Below are 247 nucleotides of genomic sequence, written 5' to 3'. Positions count from 1 at the left end.
ATTCTTTTACTTTCTCCACAGTACCTATTTTTACTACGCTCGGAATTTTTTGGCGCAATGCTTCGTTCGGCATATCGGCTTTGATAGCAAGGACAAATGAGGCTTTATCCAATAGGCTTTGATCTGGTGTTTGAGCAACGCGAGTGGCTTCATCACGCATATCCAGCGGAATTCTAATCGCACGTTGTTCAAGAACGATGGATAATGATTTACGCAGATTGAAAAATAACTTGCTAAAGCATGAGGC

At 41.7% G+C, this 247-nt stretch carries 1 protein-coding gene; it reads right to left on the bottom strand.

The window, feature by feature from the left end:
* Positions 1-247 (bottom strand): type VI secretion system baseplate subunit TssK (gene tssK / locus ACTHS3_RS18385; RefSeq protein ID WP_440368859.1); only part of this gene is annotated, 247 nt, incomplete at both ends.

The sequence above is a fragment of the Neisseria sp. P0009.S007 genome, assembly GCF_051962515.1.
Note: the sequence above shows the minus strand (reverse complement) of the source record. Positions and strands in the feature narration are given on the sequence as shown.